The 20,198-nt window shown below is 68.4% G+C and carries 22 protein-coding genes, 1 tRNA gene and 2 pseudogenes; 10 read left to right on the forward strand and 15 right to left on the reverse strand.

The genetic code is table 11. The features are described from left to right. Positions 1 to 116 precede the first annotated feature (116 nt). Together ABZ877_RS12645 and ABZ877_RS12650 are read right to left on the reverse strand one after the other, a co-directional pair. Complete coding sequence (locus ABZ877_RS12645; RefSeq protein WP_361068708.1) at positions 117 to 584, reverse strand: RidA family protein; 468 nt, start codon at positions 582 to 584, stop codon at positions 117 to 119. Next, the gene (locus tag ABZ877_RS12650) at positions 581 to 745 is read right to left on the reverse strand and encodes a DUF4177 domain-containing protein (RefSeq protein ID WP_107498797.1); all 165 of its coding nucleotides are present in this window, start codon (positions 743 to 745) and stop codon (positions 581 to 583) included. Before ABZ877_RS12650 ends, ABZ877_RS12645 begins: the two co-directional genes overlap by 4 nt. An 85-nt stretch (positions 746 to 830) precedes the next feature. On the opposite strand from ABZ877_RS12650, the gene ABZ877_RS12655 reads away from it, so the two are divergent. The 3 genes from ABZ877_RS12655 (at position 831) to ABZ877_RS12665 (ending at position 3,532) form a co-directional block, all read left to right on the forward strand. Continuing rightward, on the forward strand, positions 831 to 1,856 hold the full coding sequence (locus tag ABZ877_RS12655) for an ArsA-related P-loop ATPase (protein ID WP_361068711.1): 1,026 nt from the start codon (positions 831 to 833) through the stop codon (positions 1,854 to 1,856). Further along, positions 1,853 to 3,142 (forward strand): ArsA family ATPase, encoded by a 1,290-nt coding sequence (locus tag ABZ877_RS12660; RefSeq protein ID WP_361068714.1) that lies wholly within the window; start codon positions 1,853 to 1,855, stop codon positions 3,140 to 3,142. Before ABZ877_RS12655 ends, ABZ877_RS12660 begins: the two co-directional genes overlap by 4 nt. Positions 3,143 to 3,394: 252 nt before the next feature. Next, positions 3,395 to 3,532, forward strand: a complete 138-nt coding sequence (locus ABZ877_RS12665) for a hypothetical protein (protein ID WP_361068717.1) — start codon at positions 3,395 to 3,397, stop codon at positions 3,530 to 3,532. A gap of 390 nt (positions 3,533 to 3,922) precedes the next feature. Here ABZ877_RS12665 and ABZ877_RS12670 read toward each other — a convergent pair whose 3' ends face one another. Beyond that, complete coding sequence (locus ABZ877_RS12670; RefSeq protein WP_361068720.1) at positions 3,923 to 4,267, reverse strand: WhiB family transcriptional regulator; 345 nt, start codon at positions 4,265 to 4,267, stop codon at positions 3,923 to 3,925. A 484-nt stretch (positions 4,268 to 4,751) separates the two neighbouring features. On the opposite strand from ABZ877_RS12670, the gene ABZ877_RS12675 reads away from it, so the two are divergent. Beyond that, complete coding sequence (locus ABZ877_RS12675; protein ID WP_361068722.1) at positions 4,752 to 7,088, forward strand: transglycosylase domain-containing protein; 2,337 nt, start codon at positions 4,752 to 4,754, stop codon at positions 7,086 to 7,088. Positions 7,089 to 7,195: 107 nt separating this feature from the next. Here ABZ877_RS12675 and ABZ877_RS12680 read toward each other — a convergent pair whose 3' ends face one another. After that, positions 7,196 to 7,660, reverse strand: coding sequence for a GatB/YqeY domain-containing protein (locus tag ABZ877_RS12680; RefSeq protein ID WP_361068725.1), 465 nt, complete (start codon positions 7,658 to 7,660; stop codon positions 7,196 to 7,198). Positions 7,661 to 7,803: 143 nt separating this feature from the next. On the opposite strand from ABZ877_RS12680, the gene ABZ877_RS12685 reads away from it, so the two are divergent. The 3 genes from ABZ877_RS12685 to ABZ877_RS12695 all read left to right on the forward strand — a co-directional run bounded on the left by ABZ877_RS12685 (position 7,804) and on the right by ABZ877_RS12695 (position 9,708). After that, a complete protein-coding gene (locus ABZ877_RS12685) occupies positions 7,804 to 8,727 on the forward strand; it encodes a metallophosphoesterase (protein ID WP_361068727.1) in 924 nt (307 codons plus the stop codon). A 105-nt stretch (positions 8,728 to 8,832) separates the two neighbouring features. Further along, complete coding sequence (locus ABZ877_RS12690) at positions 8,833 to 9,582, forward strand: Pr6Pr family membrane protein (RefSeq protein WP_361068729.1); 750 nt, start codon at positions 8,833 to 8,835, stop codon at positions 9,580 to 9,582. A gap of 52 nt (positions 9,583 to 9,634) precedes the next feature. Then, positions 9,635 to 9,708, forward strand: a tRNA-Pro gene (locus ABZ877_RS12695). Positions 9,709 to 9,803: 95 nt separating this feature from the next. On the opposite strand, the gene ABZ877_RS12700 is transcribed toward ABZ877_RS12695, so the two are convergent. The 10 genes and pseudogenes from ABZ877_RS12700 to ABZ877_RS12745 all read right to left on the reverse strand — a co-directional run bounded on the left by ABZ877_RS12700 (position 9,804) and on the right by ABZ877_RS12745 (position 16,680). After that, the gene (locus tag ABZ877_RS12700) at positions 9,804 to 10,979 is read right to left on the reverse strand and encodes a site-specific integrase (protein WP_361068732.1); all 1,176 of its coding nucleotides are present in this window, start codon (positions 10,977 to 10,979) and stop codon (positions 9,804 to 9,806) included. Beyond that, on the reverse strand, positions 10,979 to 11,167 hold the full coding sequence (locus tag ABZ877_RS12705) for a helix-turn-helix domain-containing protein (protein WP_361068735.1): 189 nt from the start codon (positions 11,165 to 11,167) through the stop codon (positions 10,979 to 10,981). Before ABZ877_RS12705 ends, ABZ877_RS12700 begins: the two co-directional genes overlap by 1 nt. Continuing rightward, positions 11,164 to 12,610, reverse strand: a pseudogene (locus tag ABZ877_RS12710) (replication initiator). The gene ABZ877_RS12705 and the pseudogene ABZ877_RS12710 overlap by 4 nt, the downstream one beginning before the upstream one ends. Beyond that, complete coding sequence (locus ABZ877_RS12715; protein WP_055625154.1) at positions 12,607 to 12,852, reverse strand: hypothetical protein; 246 nt, start codon at positions 12,850 to 12,852, stop codon at positions 12,607 to 12,609. Before ABZ877_RS12715 ends, ABZ877_RS12710 begins: the two are co-directional and overlap by 4 nt. Before the next feature lie 25 nt (positions 12,853 to 12,877). Further along, complete coding sequence (locus ABZ877_RS12720) at positions 12,878 to 13,072, reverse strand: hypothetical protein (RefSeq protein WP_361068739.1); 195 nt, start codon at positions 13,070 to 13,072, stop codon at positions 12,878 to 12,880. A 16-nt stretch (positions 13,073 to 13,088) separates the two neighbouring features. Further along, complete coding sequence (locus ABZ877_RS12725) at positions 13,089 to 13,280, reverse strand: mobile element transfer protein (protein ID WP_361068742.1); 192 nt, start codon at positions 13,278 to 13,280, stop codon at positions 13,089 to 13,091. 12 nt (positions 13,281 to 13,292) lie between these two features. Next, positions 13,293 to 13,916 (reverse strand): DUF2637 domain-containing protein, encoded by a 624-nt coding sequence (locus tag ABZ877_RS12730; RefSeq protein WP_361068745.1) that lies wholly within the window; start codon positions 13,914 to 13,916, stop codon positions 13,293 to 13,295. Between the two features lie 81 nt (positions 13,917 to 13,997). Next, positions 13,998 to 15,374, reverse strand: a pseudogene (locus tag ABZ877_RS12735) (FtsK/SpoIIIE domain-containing protein). After that, the gene (locus ABZ877_RS12740) at positions 15,374 to 15,730 is read right to left on the reverse strand and encodes a hypothetical protein (RefSeq protein WP_361068748.1); all 357 of its coding nucleotides are present in this window, start codon (positions 15,728 to 15,730) and stop codon (positions 15,374 to 15,376) included. The pseudogene ABZ877_RS12735 and the gene ABZ877_RS12740 overlap by 1 nt, the downstream one beginning before the upstream one ends. A gap of 161 nt (positions 15,731 to 15,891) precedes the next feature. Next, positions 15,892 to 16,680 carry a GntR family transcriptional regulator gene (locus tag ABZ877_RS12745; RefSeq protein WP_361068751.1) on the reverse strand — a complete coding sequence of 263 codons (789 nt, stop codon included), beginning with the start codon at positions 16,678 to 16,680 and terminating at the stop codon, positions 15,892 to 15,894. 107 nt (positions 16,681 to 16,787) lie between these two features. Between ABZ877_RS12745 and ABZ877_RS12750 the strand changes: the two genes are divergently transcribed. The 3 genes from ABZ877_RS12750 to ABZ877_RS12760 are packed head-to-tail and all read left to right on the forward strand — an operon-like array spanning position 16,788 to position 18,047. After that, complete coding sequence (locus ABZ877_RS12750; protein WP_361068754.1) at positions 16,788 to 17,195, forward strand: NUDIX hydrolase; 408 nt, start codon at positions 16,788 to 16,790, stop codon at positions 17,193 to 17,195. 46 nt (positions 17,196 to 17,241) lie between these two features. Beyond that, positions 17,242 to 17,670, forward strand: coding sequence for an ATP-binding protein (locus ABZ877_RS12755; RefSeq protein ID WP_361068937.1), 429 nt, complete (start codon positions 17,242 to 17,244; stop codon positions 17,668 to 17,670). Continuing rightward, entirely contained in the window at positions 17,664 to 18,047 is a 384-nt protein-coding gene (locus tag ABZ877_RS12760) for a hypothetical protein (RefSeq protein ID WP_361068757.1), read from the forward strand. The genes ABZ877_RS12755 and ABZ877_RS12760 overlap by 7 nt, the downstream gene beginning before the upstream one ends. A 489-nt stretch (positions 18,048 to 18,536) precedes the next feature. On the opposite strand, the gene ABZ877_RS12765 is transcribed toward ABZ877_RS12760, so the two are convergent. Then, the gene (locus ABZ877_RS12765) at positions 18,537 to 20,042 is read right to left on the reverse strand and encodes a pentapeptide repeat-containing protein (RefSeq protein ID WP_361068760.1); all 1,506 of its coding nucleotides are present in this window, start codon (positions 20,040 to 20,042) and stop codon (positions 18,537 to 18,539) included. Positions 20,043 to 20,198: the final 156 nt, after the last annotated feature.

Raw genomic sequence — 20,198 nt, forward strand, 5'->3', positions numbered from 1 at the left:
AACGCCGCCCATCGGAGGCCCGGCCACCGGAGCCCCGTCCACGGGAACGGCGTCCACGGGAACGCAGCCCACCAGAGCCCCGCCCAGCCGAGCCCGGCTCACCGGGACCCCGGCGGTCACGCCTCCGTGAGTTCTACCTGGATCTCCACCTCGACCGGCGCGTCCAGCGGCAGTACGGCCACGCCGACGGCGCTGCGCGCGTGTACGCCCTTGTCGCCCAGGACCTCGCCGAGCAGTTCGCTGGCGCCGTTGACGACGCCGGGCTGCCCGGTGAAGTCGGTGGCGGAGGCGACGAACCCGACGACCTTCACCACGCGCGCGATGCGGTCCAGATCACCGGCGACGGACTTCACCGCGGCCAGCGCGTTCAGCGCGCAGGTGCGGGCCAGTTCCTTCGCCTGGTCCGGGGTGACCTCGTCGCCGACCTTGCCGGTCAGCGGCAGCTTGCCGTCGACCATGGGCAGTTGCCCGGCCGTGAACACGTAGACCCCGGACTGCACGGCCGGCTGGTACGCCGCGACCGGCGGAACCACGGGCGGCAGCGTCAGGCCCAGCGACGCCAGCTTGTCCTCGACGGCGCTCACGCCGCCTTCTCCCGCTTCAGGTACGCCACGAGCTGCTCCGGGTTGTTCGGGCCCGGCACGACCTGCACCAGTTCCCAGCCGTCCTCGCCCCAGGTGTCGAGGATCTGCTTCGTCGCGTGCACGAGGAGCGGCACGGTCGCGTATTCCCACTTCTTAGCCATGAGGGCGACTGTATCGGCCGAAGCACGTCGCCCTGTTCCCCAGGCTCCTGCGTGATCGCGGCACTCTCTGGTTAGGCTCGAATACGTGAGCAGGCTCCAGGTCGTCAGCGGCAAGGGCGGTACCGGAAAGACCACGGTCGCCGCCGCACTCGCGCTCGCCCTCGCGACCGAGGGCAAGCGCACTCTCCTCGTGGAGGTGGAGGGCAGGCAAGGCATCGCACAGCTCTTCGAGACACAGGCGCTCCCCTACGAGGAGCGCAAGATCGCCGTCGCCCCCGGCGGCGGGGAGGTGTACGCGCTCGCCATCGACCCCGAACTGGCGCTGCTCGACTACCTCCAGATGTTCTACAAGCTCGGCGGCGCGGGCCGCGCCCTGAAGAAGCTCGGCGCGATCGACTTCGCCACCACCATCGCCCCCGGCCTCAGGGACGTACTCCTGACCGGCAAGGCGTGCGAGGCGGTGCGCCGCAAGGACAAGCAGGGCCGCTACGCCTACGACCACGTGGTCATGGACGCGCCCCCGACGGGCCGCATCACCCGCTTCCTCAACGTGAACGACGAGGTCGCCGGGCTCGCCAAGATAGGCCCGATACACAACCAGGCACAGGCGGTCATGCGGGTCCTCAAGTCCCGCGAGACCGCCGTCCACCTGGTGACCCTCCTGGAGGAGATGCCGGTGCAGGAGACCCTCGACGGGGTCGGCGAACTGCGCGCCGCACGCCTCCCGGTGGGAAGGATCATGGTCAACATGGTGCGTCCCGCGCTTCTCGGGGAACCCGCCCTCGCACTCACCCGTGACCCGTCGGTGCGCCCCGAGGTCACCGAGGCCCTGGCCGCGGCCGGTCTCGGCGGCGCCGACAAGCTCGTAGGACCACTGCTCGACCAGGCGGGGGAGTACGCGGAGCGGTACGCGCTGGAGAACACCCAGCGCGAACTGCTCACCGAGGCCGGGCTGCCGCTGCACGAACTGCCGCTGCTCACCGAGGGCCTCGACGTGGCGGGCCTGTACACGCTCGCCAAGGACCTGCGCGCACAGGGCGTCGGCGACGACACCGAGGCGACCGGAAAGGGGACGGGCATGAGGACGGGCATGGGGGGACCGCTTCGATGACGCTGGATCCTGAGGGCACGCTCGCCATCGACCCGCTGCTCGACGACAAGGCCACCAGGATCGTGGTGTGCTGCGGCAGCGGCGGCGTCGGCAAGACCACGACCGCGGCCGCCCTCGGCCTGCGCGCCGCCGAACGCGGCCGCAAGGTCGTCGTGCTCACCATCGACCCGGCCCGCCGGCTCGCCCAGTCCATGGGCATCGACTCGCTCGACAACACACCGCGCCGCGTCAAGGACATCGACGACGCGGCCGGCGGCGAACTGCACGCCATGATGCTCGACATGAAGCGCACCTTCGACGAGATCGTCGAGGCGCACGCGGACGAGGAGCGGGCGCGCGCCATCCTCTCCAACCCCTTCTACCAGTCGCTCTCGGCGGGCTTCGCGGGCACGCAGGAGTACATGGCGATGGAGAAGCTGGGGCAGTTGCGCTCCCGCGACGAGTGGGACCTGATCGTGGTCGACACTCCCCCGTCGCGCTCCGCGCTCGACTTCCTGGACGCGCCCAAGCGGCTCGGCTCGTTCCTCGACGGCAAGCTGATCCGCGTCCTGATGGCGCCCGCGAAGGTCGGCGGGCGCGCGGGCATGAAGTTCCTGAACGCCGGGATGTCGATGATGACCGGCGCCCTCGGCAAGCTGCTCGGCGGGCAACTGCTGCGGGACGTCCAGACGTTCGTCGCCGCGATGGACACCATGTTCGGCGGGTTCCGCACCCGCGCGGACGCCACGTACAAGCTGCTCCAGGCGCCCGGCACCGCGTTCCTCGTCGTCGCCGCGCCCGAGCGGGACGCGCTGCGTGAGGCCGCCTACTTCGTGGAGCGCCTGGCCGCGGAGCGGATGCCGCTCGCCGGTCTCGTGCTGAACCGGGTGCACGGCAGCGGCGCCGACGCGCTCTCCGCCGAGCGCGCCCTGGCCGCCGCGGAGTACCTCGACGAGGCCCACGTCGAAAATCTTGCTGCGGCCCGCATTGTGGATCAACCGGGAGGGAAAGAAGACCGTCGTACTACTTCCGCGCCAGGCTCCCCCGCCGCAGCGGACGCCCCATCCGACCCCACCGCAGGGCGACCCGACGCCCACCGACTGACCGCTGGCCTGCTGCGCCTGCACGCCGAGCGGATGCAGGTGGTCGCGCGTGAACAGCGCACGCGTGACCGCTTCACCGCACTGCACCCCGAGGTCGCCGTGACCGAAGTCGCGGCGCTCCCCGGTGACGTCCACGACCTGGCGGGCCTCAGAGCCATCGGCGAACGCCTCGCAACCGGCGAGCCTCCGCCCGAAGCTGCGTGAGCCGTACGCGGTGCTCGGCGGCGGTCTGCTGCTTGGCGGCGGCCTGCTGCTTGGTGCCGGTCCGCTGCTTGGTGGCGGCCAACCGGTCGGTGACGGTGTACTGCTCGGCGACGGTCTACTGCTCGATGGCGGCCTAACGCCGAATGACGGTGCGCCGCTCGGTGGCGGTCAACCGCTTGATAGTGGCTTACCGCTGCATGACGGCCCACCGATCAGTGTCGGTCTGGCCGCTCGGCGGCGGCCTAACGCCGGATGACGGTCTACCGCTCGGTGGCGGTCTACCGCCGGATGACGCTCAGCCGCTCGGTGACGGTCTACCGCTTGGTGGTGGCTTACCGCTGCATGACGGTCTACCGATCAGTGACGGTCTACTGCTCGGCGGCGGCCTAACGCCGGATGACGCTCTGCCGCTCGATGGCGGTCTACCGCTCGGTGGTGACCTACCGCTGCATGACGGCCTACCGATCAGTGACGATCTACCGCTCGGCGGCCTGTCCCCGAACGACGGTCTGCCGCTCGATGTCGGTCAACCGCTCGATGGCGGCTTACGCTGAACGACGGTCTGCCGCGCCCACGATGGCGGCCTACCGCTCGGCGACGGCCAACGCTGGATGACGGTCAACCACTCGTTACCGGCACACCGCTGACTGACGGTTCGCCACTCAAAGCCAGGTAACCCCTAAATCGCGGCCTACCGCTGAACGCCGGTTTACCGCTCAATGGCGGCGGCCCAACGCCGAATGACGATCCGCCGCTCGCCGACGGCCGCGGCGCGGTCGGCTACCCGACCGCCGCGTACCGCTCGTACGTCTCCTCGTCCTCGAACTCCGCGGGCAGCAGGCCCGCGCCACGCTCGTACTCCGTCCGTGCCGTCTCCAAGAGCCGACGCCACGAGGTGACCGTCGGACGCCTGCGCAGCAGTGCGCGGCGCTCCCGCTCCGTCATGCCACCCCACACGCCGAACTCGACGCGATTGTCCAGCGCGTCCGCCAGGCACTCGGTCCGCACGGGGCATCCCGTGCACACCGCCTTGGCCCGGTTCTGCGCCGCTCCTTGAACGAACAGTTCATCTGGATCGGTAGTGCGGCAGGCCGCCTGCGCACTCCAGTCGACTACCCAGCCCATACCGGCGCCGTCCTCTCCCGAATCGAGGCTCCCCCACGGCGGCAGCGGCATATTCACCGCCGCCAGTTGAGGACGTTACGGAAGGTGGGCACAGCGCAACACCCCCTTCGGGCCCAATCTTGAATGGTCCGAACGGACTATGCGTAAGCGGCAGATCACCCGACGGAGTGACCGAAGGACATGCGTCATAACCCCGGCAAAACGGGGCAGTTCACTCGCGCCACAAGGGACGGCCAATGACACACAAGGCGATTCCGGACAGGTCGTGAGCCCTGCGTGCAAGACCCGCCGAGGGCCCGGAAATGACTACGAGAGCCATGCCGCCGGCCGCGTCGCACGCCACGAAGGGTCACGAAGACGGCGCCGGGAACGATTCAGCTCCGTCCCACGTCTTGATACGGGACCGCACTCCTGTGACAGTTGGGTGCAGCTTAGGCCAAGGCATATACGCCTGTCCGGAGATTCGACACGTAGGCTGCCCCGCATGGGAAAGAAGCGCTCGGCCGGTAGCGGCGGCGGACTGTCGCCGACTCAGCAGGCCGCCAAGTTCCTCGGCGTCAGCGTGCTCGCAGGAGCCGTCCTCGCCGGAATCGCACTGCCCGCCGCGGGCGCGCTCGGCCTTGCCGCCAAGGGATCCGTCGAGGGATTCGACGAGATCCCCGCCAATCTGAAGACGCCGCCGCTGAGTCAGCGCACCACGATCCTGGACAACCAGGGCGGCAAGATCGCCACCGTCTACTCCCGCGACCGCACCGTGGTCGCCCTCGACAAGATCTCGCCCTACATGCAGAAGGCGCTCGTCGCCATCGAGGACTCGCGCTTCTACGAGCACGGGGCCGTCGACGCGAAGGGCATCCTGCGCGCCATCAACGCCAACGCGCGCGACGGCGGCGTCTCCCAGGGCGCCTCCACCCTCACGCAGCAGTACGTGAAGAACGTCTTCATCGAGGAAGCGGGCAACGACCCGACGAAGGTCGCCCAGGCCACCCAGCAGACCCTCGGCCGCAAGGTCAAGGAGCTCAAGTACGCGATCCAGGTCGAGGACGAGCTGGGCAAGAAGAAGATCCTCGCCAACTATCTGAACATCACCTACTTCGGTCAGCAGGCGTACGGGGTCGAGGCCGCCGCCCGGCGCTACTTCTCCAAGCACGCCAAGGACCTCAACCTCCAGGAGTCGGCGCTCCTCGCCGGCATCGTGCAGTCCCCGAGCCGCTACGACCCGGTCAACGACGAGACCGAGGCCACCAAGCGGCGCAACGTGGTCCTGAACCGCATGGCGCAGGTCCACGACATCTCCAGGGAGGAGGCGGAGCGGGCGAAGAAGACGCCGCTCGGCCTGAAGGTCAGCAGGCCGCAGAACGGCTGCATCACGGCGGTCAAGGGCGCCTCGTTCTTCTGCGACTACGTCCGCGAGATCTTCCTCAGCGACCCGGTCTTCGGCAAGACGAAGGAGGCCCGCGCCAAGCTCTGGGACCGCGGCGGCCTCACGGTGCGGACCACGCTCGACCCGCAGTCGCAGACCTCGGTGCAGGCGGCCATCAAGGAGAACGTCCACAAGACGGACAAGGTCGCGACGGCGGTCACCCTCGTCGAGCCGGGCACCGGCAAGATCCTCGGCATGGGCCAGTCGAAGCCGTACGGCACCGACAACGACAAGAACGAGACGGTCCTCAACTACTCGGTCAACGCGGCCTACAACGGCTCGGGCTACGGCTTCCCGACGGGTTCGACGTTCAAGCCGTTCCTGGCGGCGGCAGCGCTCGAACAGGGCACGCCGATCGACAAGGAGTACCCGGCGCCGTACTCGATGCCGTACCCGAAGACGGTGCAGAGCTGCAGCGGCAAGCCGTGGGTCAACGACCGTTACTACAAGGTCGAGAACGAGAACGAGTCGGAGGTCGGCCCCTACCGCCTCAAGGAGGCGATGGAGAAGTCCATCAACACGTACTTCGTGCAGATGGTCGGCGACATCGGCATGTGCCCGGTGGTCAAGATGACCGACAAGCTGGGCGTGGTGCAGGGCAACGGCACCAAGGTCGACGAGGTTCCGTCGTCGATGACGCTCGGTTCGACGGGTCTGTCGCCGCTCACGATCGCCTCCGCGTACGCCGCGTTCGCGAACGAGGGCACGTACTGCACGCCGATCGCCATCAACTCCGTCAAGGGCCCCGACGGCAAGTCGCTCGCCGTGCCGAAGACCAAGTGCTCGCGGGCCATGTCGACGGAGACCGCGGACAAGATCAACACGCTGCTCAGTGGCGTCACCGACTCCGGTACGGGCAAGCAGGCCGGTCTCCAGGACGGCCGGGACAACGCGGGCAAGACCGGTACGACCGACGGCCGTAAGAACGCCTGGTTCGTCGGGTACACGCCGAACCTCGCGGGCGCGGTGTGGGTCGGCAGCCCCCAGCAGAACGTCGAGATGACCAACATCTACATCGGCGGCCACTACCACGAGAAGGTCTTCGGCGCCGACACCCCCGGCCCGATCTGGCGCAGCGCCATGACCGGCGCGCTGGCGGGCCGCCCCGCCCCGCAGTTCACCATGGTCGACATCCCCAACGCCGACAAGGACAAGGGCAAGGGGCGCGACGGAGGCCAGAGCGACGGCAAGCCCGGAGGCAATCGGGGCGGCGGTGACGCCGGCGGGAACACCGGTGGGAACGGTGGTGGCGCCGACGGTGGAGGGAACGGCGGGGGCGCGAACGGTGGGCGTGACGACGACCCGCTGCCCGGGTTCTCCATTCCGCCGGGCTGGATCGGCGGAAACAACGGAGACGGTGGGAACGGTAACGGGAACGGCGGTGGCTGGGGCCGCTGAGGTCCGCTGACCGCCGTAGGGAGTACAGGAAGAAGTACAGGTAGTACAGGGAGTACGTGAAAGGGGCGCCCCCGGGTTCGGGGGCCCCTTTCGCTGCTCCAGGGGGACTAGCTCGCCAGCAATCGCTTGACCGTCGCGGCGACCCGGCCGCCCTCGGCACGCCCCGCGATCTTCGGGTTGGCGATCTTCATGACCTGGCCCATGGCGCGCGGCCCCTCGGCGCCCGCCGCCTTCGCCTCCTCGACGGCCTGGGCGACGATCCGCTCCAGCTCGTCGTCGCTGAGCGGCTGCGGCAGGTACGCGGCGAGGACCTCGCCCTCCGCCAGCTCGCGCGCGGCGGACTCGGCGCGGCCGCCCTTCTCGAAGGCGTCGGCGGCCTCGCGGCGCTTCTTCGCCTCCTTGGCGATCACCTTCTGCACCTCGTCGTCGGAGAGCTCGCGCTTCTCCTTGCCCGCGACCTCCTGGTTGGTGATGGCGGAGAGGGTCAGTCGCAGCGTCGAGGAGCGCAGCTCATCGCGCTCCCTGATCGCGGCGTTGAGGTCGTCCTGCAGCTTCGACTTGAGCGTGGTCATGCCTTGATTGTCGCAGGTACGAAGGGTGGGGCGCCCGCCGATTTCCGGGGCCCCGCGGGTCTGCGACGATGGGCCCCATGCGCGCGCGAAACGAAGCTCTTCCGAAGAGCTTTCTGAAGACTTCCCTGAGGACCTCTCTGAAGGTGTCGGCCGGTGTCGCGGCGGTGGGAGCCGCCGGGGTCGCCTACGCGGCGGGGTTCGAGGCCCGTTCCTTCCGGTTGCGACGGGTGACGGTCCCCGTTCTGCCGCAGGGCATGCGCCCCCTGCGCGTCCTCCAGGTCTCGGACATCCACATGGTCAGCGGGCAGCGCAAGAAGCAGCGGTGGCTGCGTTCGCTGGCCGGGCTCCGCCCCGACTTCGTGATCAACACGGGGGACAACCTGTCGGACACCGAGGGCGTGCCGGAGGTTCTCGACGCGCTGGGCCCGCTGATGGAGTTCCCGGGCGCGTACGTCTTCGGCTCGAACGACTACTACGGGCCCAAGCTCCTCAACCCGGCGCGCTACTTGGTCAACAAGACGCGCGGCAGGCACGGCCTGAACGGCAACGCGCCCGTCGTCCACGCCATCCACAACCCGTGGACGGACCTGCGCGACGGCTTCGACGAGGCGGGCTGGCTGAACCTGACGAACACGCGGGGCGTTCTGAAGGTGGCGGGCGTCGAGATCGGCCTGACCGGCCTGGACGACCCGCACATCAAGCGCGACCGCTACGCGGAGGTGGCCGGCGGCCCGCTCCCCGGCCCCGACTTCTCGCTCGGCGTCGTCCACGCGCCGTACCTTCGCGCCCTGGACGCCTTCACGGCGGACGGCTACCCGCTGATCCTGGCCGGTCACACGCACGGCGGCCAGCTCTGCATCCCCTTCTACGGCGCCCTCGTCACCAACTGCGACCTGGACACGGACCGCGTGAAGGGCCTCTCCACGCACTCGGCGGACGGCAAGACGTCGTACCTGCACGTCTCGGCGGGCTGCGGCGCGAACCGCTACACCCCGGTACGTTTCGCGTGCCCGCCGGAGGCGTCGCTGCTGACGCTGGTACCGGCGCCGGCGGGGAAGGGGCGCTGAGGCGGGGCCGTACGGGAGCTCGTCCCACTGATCCGGTGCGTTGCGGCGCGGCCGGGGCAGGGGCGGTCCTTCGCCCCTGCCCGTACGCCGTCCTACGGTGGATGGATGATCGATCCCCGTGCCTCCAGCGCCCGCTCGGTACCGGCGGAAGCGGTGGTCCCACGACGCCGCCGCCCCGTGGCCGCCGCCTTCCGCGCCCTGCTCGCCCTGGCGGCGGCGACGGGCATCGTCATCGACCTGGTGATCAGCGACAGCGCCCTCCGCGTCCTGAGCTACTTCACGATCCAGTCGAACGTCCTGCTGGCGGTGGTCCTGGCCGTCTCGGCGGTCCGGGCGTGGCGGGCGGACCGCCCCCTCCCGCCGCTCCTCACCGGGGGCGCGCTGCTCTTCATCTGCATCACGGGCCTCGTCTACCACGTGATCCTGGCGAACGACGCGAGCGGCTTCTCGATGACGGAGGACGCGGCCGAGGCCATGACAGGCGCCCGCCAGGTCTCGAACCAGCTCCTGCACACGGTGACCCCCATCGGCGCGCTCCTGAACTGGCTCCTCCTGACCCGCCCCGGCAAGCTCCGCCTGCGCCACGCGGGCATCTGGATGATCTACCCCCTGGCCTACTTCGGCTTCGCCCTGATCCGCGGCGCGATCATGACGCCGGGCACACCGGCGCGCTACCCGTACCCGCTCCTCGACGTCGACCAGCACGGCTACGCGGGCGTCCTCGGCAACGCCGTGATCTTCGGCCTGGCCTTCTACGCCCTGGCCCTGCTCCTCGTCACGGCCGACCGCTTCCGCCCCGAGATCCGGGGCCCCGAAAACCGGATTTCGTCTCAGGCCACCAGTCCGCTAAAGTAATCGATGTCGCCGCGACCGGCCCCTACGGGCCCGGGAAGCGGAGCAACGACATCGGGGTGTAGCGCAGCTTGGCAGCGCGCTTCGTTCGGGACGAAGAGGTCGTGGGTTCAAATCCCGCCACCCCGACAGCCAAATAGCAGTTCAGAGGGCCCTTACCGAATCGGTAAGGGCCCTCTGGCGTTGCTGCGTGTCTATCTGCGTGACTATCGCTTTCTGAGTGCCTACGGCATCCGCGGATCGGTCCCGAATCCGAAGATCCCGTCCATGACGACGGCTCCAGTCTGGATCACGGGCCGGATCTGCTTCCGGTAGACCTCCTCGGTCACGGCCGTACCCGAGTGCCCGACCAGCCGGGAGATCTCCTCCAGCGGCACGCCCCGGTCGGAGAGCAGCGACACGAAGCTGTGCCGGAGCTCCCGGGGCGTCCACTCGTCGGCGTTGATCCCGTCGATGCCCTTGAGCGCCTGGCGGAAGGCGCGCCGGACGTTGGCAGCGTCGAGCGGCTTGCCGACGGCGGAGGAGAAGACGAACCCGTGTTCCTCCCAGTCGTCACCGGCGGCGAGCCGATCCCATCCCTGATCTTCGAACTGCTGCCAGAGGGCATCGACGCAGCGCGCCGGCAGGGCGAGGGTGCGCCGGGACTTCCGGGTCTTGGTGTCTCCGCTGCGCCGAACCGAGCGCCACACTGCGATGTGCGGAGGCTGCGGCGGGTCGAAGTCGGGGCGCCCCTTCAGGAAGACGTGGTCCCAGGTGAGGGCGCGCAGTTCTTCGGTGCGGGCACCGGTCAGCAGCGCGACGACGATGTACGGGTACATCGAGGTTCCCTCGGCCCCTTTGAGAACGGCCTCGGCCTGGGCGAAGGTGAGCGCCTTGGACGGGCGGCCAGCCTGCCCCTGAGGTACCGAGCAGAGTTCCACGACGTTGCGCTTCACCTTGTCCCGGGCCATGGCCCGCTTGACCGCGCGGTTCAGACAGGAGTGAAGGCCCTGGAGGGTGCGCGTACTGAGCGTCTTCGACTTGGTGGCCAACCAGCGGTCTACATCCTCCGCGCTGAGGTCGCGGAGCTTGCGAGCGCCGAGCGACGGGATGACGTGCTCCTCGCTCAGGAGGGTTGTGGTCTCGACGGTTCTGGGGTCGAGGCCGGCCAGCCCGTAGGTGAGCCAGTCCGTCACCGCGTCTTTGACCGTGTAGTTGGTGGGTGCGATGGCGAGACCGTCTTCGTGGTCCCGCAACACCTCCTTGAGCTTGTTCTTCGCTTCCATCTTGGTCTTGCCACTCCCCCACTTCACGATCCGCTTGCCGCTGGGATCGAACCCGAGATTGGCCGTGGCGATCCAACGCTGTCTCTTCTCGTCCCAGTGCAGACCGCCGTCACCGCGACTACGACGCTTCGTCATCAGGCCGCCTCTTCCATCTGGCCTTGGATGAAGGCACGTACGGCGTCATCGGGGATACGGCGGCAGCCGTCGACCTTGATGGAGACCAGGCGCCGGGTACGGATGAGGTCGTACACCTTCGTGCGGCCGACCTTGAGCCGCGTCATGACCTCAGTGACGGTGAGCAGTTCGGGCGCGGCCGTGGTCATTTGGTGGGCTCTCCTTCGGTTCCGGGGGCGGGTTCGAGGGACGCGGCAAGCCAGGTTTCGGCGGAGGACAGGCCGGTGCCGGCGAAGACCCAGTGCGCGAGGACGTACGTGGTGTCGGTGCCGCGTTCGGGCTGTGCGGTAGCTACTTGGGCGCGGCGCCATTCGGCGCGGGCGTCGCGGAGGGCGCCGAGGGTGGTGGAGTAGCGGCGGGACTTGGTGGAGAAGTGGCCGCGGAAGCCGAGCATGTGCGCCCAGGCGCGTAGGCGGAGGTGTTCGAGGCTCTTGCGTGCGCCGAGATCCCAGGCGGTTCGGATCAGGCGGCGGGCGTGGTCACTGATGTCGAGCTGGGCGAGTTCGGCGGCAAACCTCAGGGGGCGGTCGAGAGTTCCCGTCGCGGTTTCAGCGCCCTTGGTGGCGTACTTGGCGATGTAGGCGGCGACGGCGCGTTCGGTCAGCTCCTGTCCGTCGTTGAAGTCGGCGGATCGGATGGTGCGGACGTCGAGTTGGCGGCCGAAGGTGAAGGTGTGAGTGCGGCCGTCGATGACCGGGCCGTCCACGCGGACCTTGGCGGTGGCGGCGCGGATGGCGTCGGTGAGGAGTTCGGCGGTGGCCCAGGGCGGGGGCGGGGTGTCTCCGCCGCCGGGGCCGTCGAGGCGTATGACCGCGTGGAAGTGGACGGCGCCGCGCTTCTGGTACTCGGCAATCTTGGCGAAGGACACGCGGGCGTGGTCGCGGAGTCGGCGTTGGGAGAGGCCCGCCCGCTTGGCGACCTCTCGGCGGAGATAGGTGGAGAAGCGTCGCCAGAGGGCGCCCGCGTGGGCGTTCCAGAGCACGGCCGCTTCGTAGTCGTAGGTGTTCGGGTTGAGCGGGGTGCCGAGCGTGTCGTCGTCCTGGTCGTGGTGGGTGCCGCAGCGGCAGGGGCGGCCGCTGGAGGGGCGGTTTGTGGACCGGGCCGAAGCTCGGTGCGGTGAAGGTGGCGAACACGCGCGGGTGGGCGGCGACGTGTTCCGGGGTGCCCTTGCCGCCGCGCAGTCCTGCGGTGATCAGGTGGAAGGTGTCGCGGCGGTAGACCTCGGCGCAGGCCGAGCAGCGGGTGGTGCGGCGGTTGTTGCAGCGGACGAGGGGTTGGCCGGCCGGGAGGCTGGTGGAGTCGAGGTGGTGGAGGACGTTGCCGATCTCGCCGGTGGTGGTGTCGACGTCGTACTCGGTGCGGTGGCCGTCGAGGCGGATCGGGTTGGTGCAGCCACCGAGGCCGGAGAGCTGGCGGAGGATGCCCGGGAGCGTGCCCTGCGCGGCCAGGTGCGCGACTTCCGGGAGGGGGGCCGGAGTGGTGCGGGTGAAGATGGCTTTCTCCTTTGGCTGGCTCGGTCGGGAGGAACAGGCGCCGGGGCGGCGGAATGCTCGTCGTGTGCCGCCGCCCCGAGCGGCCGGGGGCGGGTTCAGCGCCGGTTGTGGTCGCGGAGCATCGAGCGCAGGACGACGGCGGCCACGGCGACGGAGATGGCCGTCACGGCGACGGCGGCCAGGAGCGCGGTGAGGACGACTCCGCCGACGAGTACGACGGCGACCGTGTTCTTGTCGATCGCGACCGGCGGGAGTGAGCGTCGTATGGGCGCCGGGTCGGTCGGGGCGTGGGTGTGCGCGGGCGGCGGGGTTGGGCTGTCGGGGTACTTGGGCAGGAACACGGTCGGAGACTCCTTATCTACTCGTCTAGTCATGCGAGCCGTTTATGACGTCCACGCCGGAGCGCGTGCCGGACTCGATGGCGGGGGCCATGAAGGTGTGGGAGAGCCAGAAGCCGAAGAGGGCCATCAGGACGACGATCCAGGTGCGGACGCCGAGGAACTTGACCGCTCCCCAGGCGAAGAAGCCGAGGACGAACACGAGCGGGAGGCTGACGGTCACGGTCTTCCGGGTCCTTTCAGCGGACGGGGCAGCGGTGGGCGCGGGCGGCCAGTTCGGCGGCAGCGCGGCCGTCGTAGTCGGCGGAGAAGCCGCAGCGCGGGGCGGTGCAGGCGGCGGTGTGCTTCTCGCGGCCCCGGCCGTCGTATGAGGTGCCGACCTGGACGGGGCCGATACGGGTGACGCTGCGGAAGCGGCGGTTGGCGGTCACGTGGGTCTCCTTTCAGAGCTGGGCGGCGATGGCTTCGGCCATGAGGGCCGGGACGCCGAGGCGGGCGCGGAGGGTCGGGGTGTCGATCGGTGTGCCGGTACGGGTGTGGTGGTCGGCGGCGACCTTGCGGGCGTGGTCGACCAGGGCGGCCGGGACCGATACGGCGGGGCGCTCGGGCGGTGCTTCGATGGCTGGCGGGGCGGGTGGCTCGGGGGTGGGTTCGGGCGTCTCCTCGTCGTCCTCGATGACGTCGAGGTTGTTGTCCGGTGGGGTGGGGGTGGTGTGGGCGAGGAGGGTGCCGCCGAGGAAGGCGACGGCGGGCCAGCCCGCGACGAGGATGCGCAGCCAGGCCGGCACATGGGTCAGGTCGAGCAGTCCGGCGGTGGCGACGTTGGCGCCGAGCGATGCGGTCAGGGCGATGACGAACCAGCACCAGCCCGATGCTTTGGCCTCACCCGAGCGCAGTCGGCGCCAGGCGGCGACGAGCAGCAGATCGACGCTGATCGGGTAGGCCCACGCTTTCCATCCGTCCTGTCCGGCCGCCGAGGCGATGTCGTGCAGGTAGGCGAAGGACAGCGAGGCGGCGATGAGTGCCTGGACGAGCACCGCGTCGACGCGGGCCAGTTGGGCGCGCATGCTGCGGCTCCTTTTCGAGTTCAGGCATGGCAGGGCTAGGGACGTGGCGTGAGGCGGTCACGCCGGCCGGGGTGGGGTGGGTCAGTCGGTCACCGGGCGCGGCTTCACGAGCGGCGCCGGGGCCTCGACGGGACGAGCGGGCACGTCCGGGCGGAAGGGCTTGAGCGCGGGCAGGTCAGGGACCAGGTGGGCGGTGTCGCGGCAGGTCTCGGCGGCGTCGCCGAGGGAGAGGTACGGCGTGCGGATGCGGGACCAGCCGCCGGAGGTGTCACCGGCCACGGCCAGGCCGGGCCGTTCGGGGGCGATGGCACAGGCGGCCATGACCGCTTCCGGGACGATGTCGCCGAGCGCCATCTTGGCGGAGGCTTCGTCGTTGACGCGGTGGCAGACACGGCCGGTGAGCTGGGCGCGGAGCATGGTCGCGCCCTTGCCGAGTTCGGCGCCGAAGCGCTGCCCGCACACCTCCAGGTAGATGCCGGCGGCACGGCCCAGTTGGGCGAGCCGGATGAGCTGGGTGACCATCTCGTCGCGCCGTTCCTCGTCCTTCTTGGTGGCGACGAGGAACAGTTCGGCGACCTCGTCGACAAACAGCACCAGTGGCGTAGGGCGTTGGTGCTCGGGCAGGCCCCAGATGTCGGAGGTGATCTCCTCGTCCGGGGTGTCCGGGGCGATGCCCTGCCGGGCCTTGATCAGGTCGTATCGGTCCTCCATTTCCTTGACGAGCGCGGGCAGCAGTTGGGCCGCTTGTTCCGGGTCGGTGGCGAGTGCCGAGAGCCGGGGTGCGAACGGCGCCAGCTCCACCCCGCGCTTGCAGTCGATGCCGACTAGGGCGACCGGCTGCCGGGCCAGCCCGGTGATGAGGTGGCGCAGGAACATGGACTTGCCGGACAGGGTCGCGCCGAGGGTGAGTTGGTGCGGGATGGTGCGGTAGTCGCGCACGTAGGGCATGGCGTCCTCTCGCAGCGCGACCGGCACCTTGAGGAAGCCGTCCGCCGCCTTGCGCGGCATCCGAACCTTGCGCAGGACGTCGTATCCCACGAGCCGCAGCTCGACGACACCGGGCTTGACGGTGGTGACGTACACGGCGTGTACGCCCCAGGCGTGCCGCAGTCGTTCGGCGGAGGCGGCGACGTCGGCGGGTTCCTGTCCCGGGGCGAGCCGGAGCCGGATGCGCAGCCCGGTCGAGGTGGGCCGGATGATGCCCCGGCGGGGCGGGACGGGCCGGACCTCTCACTTGGTGGTGGCCTTGACGGCGAGAACTCGCAGCCGGGAGGGGGCCACGGTCAGGCCGCAGGCTTCCATGACCGAGCCGTACGAGCCGAGCAGCCGGGTCGTGGATATCGGCAGGCCGATGGTGGACCAGTACACGCCAGGGTGCTTGGCCCGGGTGTAGGCGGCCCCACCGCCGAGCGCGGCGAGGGGACCACCCACCTCCAGAAGCGTCGCCAGGTCGGTCATCAGGCGGCGGCCCCCGCAGCGGCCGGGAAGGCGGCCGGAGTGACGGCGGCAGCGCGGAAGGCGATGCCGTGACGCTTCTGCCCGTTGAACACGGACTCCCACGGCCGGGCGACCAGCCCCGGCAGCGAGACCGGCGCGCCCAGCGCCAGCCCCTCGGAGACACCGCTCTCAGGAACGGTGACCTTGATCAGCGACGACTCGCCGTCCTCGATGTGGACGACGCCGATCGTCATCAGCGCCTCACCGCTGACGGCATCCTTGGCGATCTCGCCCGTCTGACGGTCACGGACCTTTGGCTCGGGAGCCTCAGTCAGCAGGATCGTCGCGGCCGAGGTCTCAACGCGGACGGTACGCAAGCTCCTATCTACTCGTCTATACATGTAGCGCTCTGCGAACCCGATGCCGGGAACGCGTGGACCACTATGCACCACAACTTGCCCACTCGTCTATACGAGTAAGCGTGTTGGGGTGTACGAGTCCGGGAATCGCCCCCGCGCACCACCGCAAACCATGACGATCAGGTCGCAGGAAGCTGGTACGACAGCACGTATGCGTCAGCGGCCATGACCGTGTCGCAGACCTCGACGGCGCGCCCCTCGGTGTCGAAGGCGGTCCGGATGAGGTGGATGACCGGGACGCCAGAGGCCAGCCGGAGCGTCTTCACCTCGGCTGGCGAGGGCATCCGCGCCCGAATCTCCTCCTCGAAGTGGTCGAGGCGGTGGCCGAGTTCTTCCAGGCGGGCGTAGATGCCGCCGGGCCCGGGGTTGGGTTCGGCGATCTGCGTGCCGCGTGCGATGTCGAGCGGCAGGAAGGAGGTGGCGAACTCGACCGGACGGCCGTCCAACAGATACCGCCGCCGACGGGCCAGCACACGCCGAACAGAGCCGAGTCGCGCGGAGACGTCGGGACTGGCCTTCTCTTCCTTGGCCTCCAGGCTGTCGACCTGGGGGTGACTGCCGGCGGCGTCGGCCTCGACGATGAAGGCGGACTTGCCCTGCTCCCGGTGCCGCCGCGCGAAGCGGTCTGAGGCGAGACGTCGTACGGGGGGCCGTGGTCGGACGAAGACGCCTTTGCCGTGCTCGGCGTGCACGAGTCCTTCCCCCTGGAGGATGGAGAAGGAGTTGCGGACCGTCATCCGGGATACCCCGTAATGCTCAACAAGGTCGGCTTCCGAGGGCAGCTTGTCGCCCTCGTGGAATCGCCCGCGGTCGATGGCCTCGCGCAGCTGGTCGGCGATCTGGCGGAAGACCGCACGATCACTCGTGGGGTCGAGGTCGCCGAGGAGGCCGGAAGGAAGAGGGCTCATGCGTACTCCTTTAGGTATCTAGACGTGTGGGCGAGTCTTGTTGCTACGGTGGAGAGCCTAGCCAGCCGAGAGGGCCGAGGAACGTGAGCATGGACCGTCCGCACTCCGTGAGCGTCGCCGGAGTGATCGTTGACGCCCAGAACCGGGCCCTCTTGATCCAGCGCCGAGACAACGGCAAGTGGGAGCCCCCGGGCGGCGTCCTCGAACGTGAGGAAACCATCCCCGAGGCCCTGCAACGCGAAGTTCTCGAAGAGACCGGCATCAAGATCGCGCTTCCCGCGACCCTGTGCGGCGTTTACAAGAACATGACGGGCCTGATCGTCTCGCTGGTCTTCCGCTGCGAGGCCGCCGACGGCGTGCCCACCACCGGCGACGAGACCCGCGCCCTGCGCTGGGCCACCCGCGAAGAAGTGTCCGACCTTGCCGACGAGGCGTACGCGATCCGCGTCCTGGACGCACTCGACACGGCCTCCCCGCCGGCCATCCGCGCTCACGATGGCGTGAAACTCGTCTAGCCCGAATCCGCTGCGCATGGCGGCCTACCAGCATGAAGGAACTTGTATGCACGAGTATACGAGTACAGCCCGGGTCTGGGGACTCACTTGCCCAGGTTTTCCCGAAGAGGTCAGCCGGGCCCGCCGCTGGACCCGCGACATCCTGCGCGGCTCACCACTGGCCGAGGACGCCGAACTGATCGTAAGCGAGCTCAGCGCGAACGCGATCCTTCACACCGCCAGCGGACGGGATTCGGGCAGCTTCCATCTGGCGCTGGCAGTCTCCGCCCAGGTCATCGCCCTATCGGTGACGGACGGCGGAGGCGCCGGCACAGCGCCCAAGGCCGAGCACCAGGACCAGAACGCCGAGCACGGCCGCGGCCTGGGCATGGTCAGCGCCATCGCCCACCGGGTGGTGGTCCACAAGAGCAACGGCGGCCACACGGTCACGGCGGAGCTCTTCACCGGCACGTGCCCAGGAGGTCACCCGTGCTGAACACCGAGACCCGCCGCGGCTACTGGTGCGAGTGCTGGACACAAGAGCTCCCAGAACAGGAACGGCCGGCACTCCGAGCTTCCTTCGACGCCTACTCGGCCCCACAGGCAGACCGATGGGTCGCAGTCGCACTCCGCACCATCTCACCGGCACTCGACCCCGCGGCCTCCGACGACGCATGGGTCTGGCTGTACCAGGGCCGCATCGCAACACGGCAGGCACTCTTACGGGGACAGCCGTGCGAGGTCTCAGTCACCCACGGAAGCACCACCATCACGTGGACCATCCGACCAGTGACCTTCCTACCGCTCGCACACCGACAGGGCACCGAACTCCCTGCCTGCGTAGACAACTTCAAGCCCCACCGAACCGACTGAGTTACAACTTTCTCTACTGGTTCAAGCCCCGGCTGCGCTCCGCTCCGCCGGGCGCGCTCCCGGCTCCGCTGCGGGCGCCGCTCCTGCCTCCGGCCCGCTCCGCCCGCGCTGCGCTGACGCGCGCCCACTGGTGGATAGGGCCGGTGGCCATGAGTCGATCACCGCGTACGCGGCGGTCAGAACAGGGCCTCCGGCGGGGGATCGGCCGGCACCGGGATGGAGGGGGCGCCGTCGCCGACTGCAACCCCGTGGGTGGCGTGCGCGGGGGAGCTCCCATCCCGTCCACCGCTGACCCAGGCAAAGCCGAGCAGACGCGGCCCATGGCGTCCAGGTCGTTCGTACAGTGGCGCGCTCCACCTGGACGCCATGGACCACGCCCGCTCCACGGTGTGTGGGTCGACGGCGGACGGGATGGGAGCTGGGGTGAGTGGTGGATTGAGGAGGGTGGCGCACGGAAGCGTCTTCCACCGCCATTGGCCAAGTGCGTGGTTAGCGCTTGACCCGGCCACGGACGGCCAAAAGCGTCAACCCTAGCAAGATCGGCTCCACAACACGTGAAGTCATCTCGATAAACGTTCCGGCAAGGGTAAGATCTTGCCCGGCCGAACGAAAAACAACGGAGTTAATCGTGGTGAGGCCGGCCTCCTTCGCGCGGTCCCAGGAGAATCGGTCACTTTGCTCCTTAGGGGTCACTCCTCCTGGTCCCGGATCTTCTGTAGTCACATCGATGGACCGATTGACTGTCACCGTGCCTGAAGTCCTAGGGTTCCGAGGATTCGCTGGCAGTCCCACCAACATCAAGAGAAGGGTTGTCAGTCCCATCGCCAATAGCAGCGAAACCAGGCCACGGGTAGCCCGTAGCCCGTAGCCGGAGAACGCCCAGTAAAGAGTCAGCAAGACGCGCTCCCCCTTAGGTCTGAGAGAATCGTGGCGGCGCATCTCCATTTCGCCGTAGTAGAAATCAGCCGCTTCCGGCTCGTTTTTCGCGTCTTCAAGGCCCTTGCGTAGCTGACGATATGTCGCTGCCAGCTGGGCTGGCTTCGGAGAAAGTTCCGGGTTCGGGTGATAGGGGCCTCTGATCCAGCCTGCAGGGGGATCCGCATTCTTTGAGTTCAAGGCCCGCCAATGATGCTCTTCCTCAAGAACTCGACGGCGGGTCAACCATCGTCGCTGCGGCGTCTCGGCAAAGGTACAGTTTCCCTCGATGCGTAGCTGATCTAGGTTGAAAGCGCCAATAAATCCGCAACGGCTGAGATCGACGTCGGTGAGCACCAGGCTGGAAGCATCCGTGGACTGCAACGTGAGAATCTTTGGTCGCGGGTCGCTGTGGAGAACGCTCTCGTTTAGCGGTTTGTCAGCAGTGACAGTGAATTTGCTTGGGTAGTATGTAATAGCTACCGGCGCTGAGAGAATTGCTCCATCCATGCCTAGAATGGCGTACCGCAACTTCAATACTGCCATTGACTCCCATCGCGTTCCTCGACACCACACCGATAGCGCGGAGGCTTCCATGTTAAGTTCAGACTGGAATGTGGCGAAGGAGAGATCCACCACCCCTTCTGTGGTAAAGGGGCCAAAATCGGATACGTCTTTACCGAAGGTGGCCTTGCGGAAATCTGGGCCCATGCGACCGAAGTTCGTACCACGGAAAGACGCGCCACTGAAAATCGCCCCATGGAACTCGGCGGAGTCGAATGTTGCCCAATCGAAAGAAACCCTCACTTTGAATTCCGCGTCCCAAAACCAGGCATCCTCGAACGTGGCGTGTTCGAATAAGGCGTAGTCCGTAAAAATGGATCGATACAGATCAGTCTTTCCGGAGAAGGTCGCCCATTCGAAACGAGCCACACCGAAGGTCGGCCGACCTGTGCTCGCGTCTTTGAGTGGCTCTAGGAGTGCTTCTAGTAATGCAGCGTCGAACAGTGTCCCGCGGTGATCGACGTTACTTCCAGGTGACAGTGTTTCAAAGTACTTGCGGCGTTGCCGAGGGTTCATGTGAAAGAGGCATGCAGCGTAATTAGGTACTCGAACACCCAAGCATCCGGCTGCACCGACGGCTGGATCCGCACCTTTGCCGCAGTAGGGCCACTACGGGGGGCCATCAACGCTCATGGTTCTATTGATGTTCGGCCGAGCTCTGCAAGCATCCCC

The organism is Streptomyces sp. NPDC046939, assembly GCF_040644575.1.
GTDB lineage: Bacteria > Actinomycetota > Actinomycetes > Streptomycetales > Streptomycetaceae > Streptomyces.

What these genes read in the sequence shown, in the direction of transcription:
- ABZ877_RS12680 (WP_361068725.1), bottom strand. Translation starts at nt 7,660, where the DNA reads ATGACCACGCTCAAGTCGAAGCTGCAGGACGACCTCAACGCCGCGATC.
- ABZ877_RS12650 (WP_107498797.1), bottom strand. Translation starts at nt 745, where the DNA reads ATGGCTAAGAAGTGGGAATACGCGACCGTGCCGCTCCTCGTGCACGCG.
- ABZ877_RS12665 (WP_361068717.1), top strand. Translation starts at nt 3,395, where the DNA reads ATGACGGTCTACCGCTCGGTGGCGGTCTACCGCCGGATGACGCTCAGC.
- ABZ877_RS12705 (WP_361068735.1), bottom strand. Translation starts at nt 11,167, where the DNA reads ATGACCACGGCCGCGCCCGAACTGCTCACCGTCACTGAGGTCATGACG.
- ABZ877_RS12765 (WP_361068760.1), bottom strand. Translation starts at nt 20,042, where the DNA reads ATGAACCCTCGGCAACGCCGCAAGTACTTTGAAACACTGTCACCTGGA.
- ABZ877_RS12690 (WP_361068729.1), top strand. Translation starts at nt 8,833, where the DNA reads ATGATCGATCCCCGTGCCTCCAGCGCCCGCTCGGTACCGGCGGAAGCG.
- ABZ877_RS12730 (WP_361068745.1), bottom strand. Translation starts at nt 13,916, where the DNA reads ATGCGCGCCCAACTGGCCCGCGTCGACGCGGTGCTCGTCCAGGCACTC.
- ABZ877_RS12660 (WP_361068714.1), top strand. Translation starts at nt 1,853, where the DNA reads ATGACGCTGGATCCTGAGGGCACGCTCGCCATCGACCCGCTGCTCGAC.
- ABZ877_RS12675 (WP_361068722.1), top strand. Translation starts at nt 4,752, where the DNA reads ATGGGAAAGAAGCGCTCGGCCGGTAGCGGCGGCGGACTGTCGCCGACT.
- ABZ877_RS12745 (WP_361068751.1), bottom strand. Translation starts at nt 16,680, where the DNA reads ATGAGCCCTCTTCCTTCCGGCCTCCTCGGCGACCTCGACCCCACGAGT.
- ABZ877_RS12755 (WP_361068937.1), top strand. Translation starts at nt 17,242, where the DNA reads ATGCACGAGTATACGAGTACAGCCCGGGTCTGGGGACTCACTTGCCCA.
- ABZ877_RS12670 (WP_361068720.1), bottom strand. Translation starts at nt 4,267, where the DNA reads ATGGGCTGGGTAGTCGACTGGAGTGCGCAGGCGGCCTGCCGCACTACC.
- ABZ877_RS12700 (WP_361068732.1), bottom strand. Translation starts at nt 10,979, where the DNA reads ATGACGAAGCGTCGTAGTCGCGGTGACGGCGGTCTGCACTGGGACGAG.